The sequence below is a fragment of the Chroococcidiopsis sp. genome (genome assembly GCF_051657925.1).
Classification (GTDB): domain Bacteria; phylum Cyanobacteriota; class Cyanobacteriia; order Cyanobacteriales; family Chroococcidiopsidaceae; genus Chroococcidiopsis.
The window spans coordinates 1-4,530 of the sequence record NZ_JBOFLP010000004.1 but is presented as its reverse complement, the minus strand read 5'-3'; the positions used below and the strand labels follow the sequence as shown (position 1 = coordinate 4,530).

The 4,530-nt window shown below is 44.9% G+C and carries 3 protein-coding genes and 2 pseudogenes; 1 reads left to right on the top strand and 4 read right to left on the bottom strand.

Translation table 11 applies throughout. From position 1 onward, the window contains the following. From ACRC32_RS00275 to ACRC32_RS00265, 3 genes and pseudogenes are all read right to left on the bottom strand, one after another. Nucleotides 1-606, bottom strand: a pseudogene (locus ACRC32_RS00275) (glutamate synthase subunit alpha); the annotation flags it as partial. Nucleotides 607-797: 191 nt separating this feature from the next. Next, on the bottom strand, nucleotides 798-2,219 hold the full coding sequence (gene argH / locus ACRC32_RS00270) for an argininosuccinate lyase (protein ID WP_438552106.1): 1,422 nt from the start codon (nucleotides 2,217-2,219) through the stop codon (nucleotides 798-800). A 399-nt stretch (nucleotides 2,220-2,618) separates the two neighbouring features. Then, nucleotides 2,619-3,023: a RidA family protein gene (locus ACRC32_RS00265; RefSeq protein ID WP_438552105.1), complete on the bottom strand. Its 405-nt coding sequence runs from the start codon at nucleotides 3,021-3,023 to the stop codon at nucleotides 2,619-2,621. A 326-nt stretch (nucleotides 3,024-3,349) separates the two neighbouring features. On the opposite strand from ACRC32_RS00265, the gene ACRC32_RS00260 reads away from it, so the two are divergent. Further along, nucleotides 3,350-3,997: a helix-turn-helix transcriptional regulator gene (locus tag ACRC32_RS00260; protein WP_438552104.1), complete on the top strand. Its 648-nt coding sequence runs from the start codon at nucleotides 3,350-3,352 to the stop codon at nucleotides 3,995-3,997. 20 nt (nucleotides 3,998-4,017) lie between these two features. Here ACRC32_RS00260 and ACRC32_RS00255 read toward each other — a convergent pair. Continuing rightward, nucleotides 4,018-4,530 (bottom strand): annotated as a pseudogene (locus ACRC32_RS00255) (4-hydroxy-3-methylbut-2-enyl diphosphate reductase); the annotation flags it as partial.

Below are 4,530 nucleotides of genomic sequence, written 5' to 3'. Positions count from 1 at the left end.
TTGTTGCGCGATCGCCTTACCGATGCGACGGCGGGTAATATAGAGTTGTCGTTCCAGTTCTTCGCCTGTTAGCTCGGAACTGACAATTATTTGCTCGATTTGCGGTTGGTTTTCCCGTGCTTGAATACCTAAAATTTCTAGTTTTACGGGGACGACTCGCCAACCCAAAACTGTTAGTCCAGCAGCAGTAGCAACTTGTTCGGTTATTTGCTTGACAATTTGAGCATCTGCTGGCTGTTGCGGTAAAAATGCCATACCAATGCCCGTGCGTTCTTGGGGTGGAATGGCAATATTTTGCTCTTTCATCCAGGCATGAAAAAGTTCCCACGGAATAGCACTTAAAATACCCGAGCCATCGCCAGAATCGTTATCGGCGCTGCATCCACCTCGGTGTTCCAGGCATCCCAATGCCTTGAGTGCTGCACTTACAATACCGTGGCTGGGAATATTTTGCTGTTGGGCAATTAGTCCGACTCCACACGCATCTCTTTCTTCTACTAGCCATCTGGGTTCCACGTAGGAATTCACTGATTCAACAGCATCCGCAGCGTGAGAATTTATTGCATTATTTATGTATTGATTTTGATTCATACGGTTGCCATACATAGACTAGTCCTAAATTGATAATTTATTGGTAATGGGTAAGAAGGGGTGAGGAGCGTTAGCGAAGCGGGACGAAGTCCGGAGTGAGGGATAAGGGAAAGAGAGTGGTGCGCTCAGGCTTGGTGCGTGACTGTTTCTTACTTGTGACTTGTGCGACTTGCGACTTGAATTGTCTCCCTTGTCCCCCTCGCTCCTCACTCCTCACTCCTTGCTCCTCGCATCTTCCCTCTTGCTGTTGCTAAAGCTTTTCGTACTTGCTCGAATCCCGTACCACCATAACTATTACGGGCAGCAACGACTTGATGAGGAGCGATCGCCTGGTATATATCAGTATCAAATGCTGGATGTAATTCTTGCCATTCTGCTAAAGTTAAATCCTTTAAAAGTTTGCCTGCGGCGATACAGGTTTTGACAACCTTACCTACCAAGTTATAAGCTTCCCGAAATGGTACGCCTTTAGTAGCTAAATAATCGGCAACATCTGTAGCATTAGAAAAGTCTTCTGCTACTGCTTGGGCGAGGCGTGGAGTCCGAAACTCCAATCCTTCAGCAAACAAAATTGTCATTGCTTCTAGACAAGCACTAACGGTACGAACGGCATCAAATAACGCTTCTTTATCTTCTTGTAAATCCTTATTGTAAGCTAAAGGCAAGCCTTTCATCAGTACCAATAATGCCTGTAAATGTCCGCAAACTCTACCTGTTTTACCTCGCACCAATTCCGGTACGTCAGGGTTTTTCTTTTGCGGCATGATACTAGAGCCAGTCGCGCAACTATCTTTAAGTTTGACAAAACTAAATTCTTCCGATGCCCACAAAATCACTTCTTCAGATAGCCGCGATAAATGCACCATAATTATGCTTGCCGCTGCTAAGAACTCTATGGCAAAATCGCGATCGCTTACACCATCTAAGCTATTAGCATAAACTCCCTCAAATTCTAATAATTTAGCCGTGTAATGGCGATCGATGGGAAAGGTAGTTCCCGCTAACGCACCGCTACCCAAAGGAGAAATATTCACTCGCTTGCGAACATCGGCAAGTCTTTCTTTATCTCGTTGTAGCATCTCGAAATATGCTAGCAAATGATGGGCTAAGCTTAGTGGTTGAGCGCGTTGTAAGTGCGTGTAGCCAGGAATCAGCGTTTCAATATTCTGTTCGGCTAAATCGAGCAAAACTGTTTGCATTTGCTCAATTTGAGCTTGAATCTCTTGAATTTGGTGACGCAGGTAAAGGCGAATATCCGTACCGACTTGATCGTTCCGCGAACGGGCTGTATGTAGCTTTTTCCCCGCATCGCCAACAATTTCTGTCAAGCGTCGTTCGACTGCAAAATGCACGTCCTCCGCTTCAATCCCAGGCGTAAATTGCCCGTTGCGGTACTCTTGGCGAATTTGTTCTAAACCCGATACCAGTTGTTGTGCTTCCTCTGGGGTAATAATACCTGTATGCGCCAGCATTTGAGCGTGGGCGATCGAACCTGTTAGGTCGTATTCGATCAATTCAATATCGAAGCCAATACTAGCGTTAAAACGAGCGATCGCGGGATGCAAAGCCGTTTCAAATCGCTGGCTCCAGGTTTGGGATGCTGGTGATTTCGGGAGGTGCGTATTCAACTTTCCTTGACCCTGTGTTACCTAAGTGTGAAGATCTATTGCGAGCAGGCTGAAATTACCTCTGACTCTAAAAAAAAGCTGTGAATATTTTGTGAATAAACCCTAACATTGTCAGTTTTGGATTTTAGATTTTGAATTTTAGAAGGATTGTTAATTAGTAGTTTTGCCGTCTCAGTTGATACACAATTAAAACTAAAAAACAGTATCTTAAAATACATTTTTAGACAGACAAGACTGGGAAACTGAATTTTCAGTTTGTAGGTCTTCATAAATATATTTTGCAGCTGACACCTGAAACTGTGTGCTTTATCACAGGCAAGTCACTCTCTAGAGGTGTTCCATGTTTGGGACAAAAATCAAAAGTCAAAAATTAAAAGTCACAAGTTGAAAGAAGAAAAGCTAGGGTAATACTGCCACGGCATCAACTTCAAATAACATGCGATCGAGTGCTAACCTTGGCACTGGAACTAGAGTTTGAGTTGGTGGACGATCGCCCCACCTTGCCTTTACCTCAGCTCCTAAGTACTGTAGTTTAGATTCGTCATGATTAACGACAAGCGTAGTCAGCTTGACCACATGTTCTGGGCGTGCGCCAGCTGCATTCAAAGCAATGTCAAGATTGGCAAACGCCTGTTTCAGTTGAGTTGCGAAATCATCAACCAGATTACCGTTTTCATCTTCCCCACCTTGACCAGCAATATAAACGATGGTTGCTCCTGGTGGTGCGATCGCAACATGCGTGTAACCGTTTGGAGAAGGGTCATATAACCCGACTGGATTAAGGCGTTGAATTTCTCTATTCATCCTTTTGGCTCCGAATAACAGATGGAATACATATGGTTCGTAGGGGCAGCTGTGCGCCCCTACCATCTGAATTGCGCTCGTCAGCAATCCTATTTGGCAAAATCTTTTGAAACCACGTAAATCATGCAATACGAAACCCGTACTCGCTTTTACTTTCTAAAGATATTTCGTTATAAACTAAAGTGTAAAAGACTCAGCCAACTGTGTAAACATTTTCCTTTAGTATCTGCCTAAAGATAGAAATAGGAATTAGTAAGAAAAGAAGTCGTAAGTCGTAAGTAACGTTCCCTGATAACTGACAACTGATAACTGACAACTGACAACTGATGAAGCCATCAAATCAAAACATTCGCACAAGACGGGCGATCGTCAAGCTACTGAAACAAGAAGGAGCAATGGATGCTGCTGCGCTTGCTTCCCACTTTAAAATTTCTGCAATGGCAGTGCGACAACATTTATATGCACTACAAAAAGAGCAATTAGTCACCTATCAGGAAGAACAACGGGCGATGGGTCGTCCGGCGAAGTTGTGGCAACTCACCCCTGCTGCCGATCGCTTTTTCCCTCATGGATATGCCGAGTTAACGTTGAGTCTAATCGATTCAGTCACAGAAGCTTTTGGATCGGAGGGATTAGAACGGTTGCTAGAAATTAGAACTCGCCAGCAAATTGCGGCATATCGAGAGCAAATTCCTGCCAATAGCTCTATCCAGCAGCGTCTAGAAGCCCTAGCAAACCTACGCACCGATGAAGGCTACATGGCAGACGTTGAATCTCTCTCAGATGGCTCATTTCTATTAATTGAAAACCACTGCCCGATCTGCGCCGCCGCCACAGCTTGCACGGGACTGTGCAGCCAGGAACTAGAAGTCTTTCAATCGACTCTAGGTGAAGACGTGGCGATCGCCCGTACCGAACATTTGATTGCAGGCGGACGGCGTTGTGTATATCGAGTTAGCACGTCCGCAGTGTAGAGAGGTTACATGTAACCTCTCTACATTTTGAGAGCGAAAATCTTCTCTACCACATCAGCCACAACCTTATCGGGTGTGGAAGCACCGGAAGTAATGCCTACCGTAATTTTGCCACTGGGCAACCAATTTTCTGTGGCTGTAATCTCGCCACTGAGTAAGCGATGCTCGATCTGATTCGCTGTACCGATTCGGTTGGCACTGTCGATGTGATAAGACGGAATTTGATGCTCGATCGCGATTTCTTGTAAGTGAGTCGTGTTAGAAGAGTTGAAACCACCAATGACGACCATCAGGTCTAACTTTTCTTCAACTAATTGAAACATCGCGTCTTGCCGTTCTTGGGTAGCATCGCAGATGGTGTTAAAGCTGATAAAGTGCTGGTTTAGCGTATCAGGACCGTACTTTCGCATCATCGTGCGCTCGAATAGTTTACCGATTTGCTCGGTTTCGCTTTTGAGCATGGTGGTTTGGTTGGCAATCCCAACTTTTTCAAGATCTGTATCGGGATTGAATCCTGCCGAACAAGCACGGCT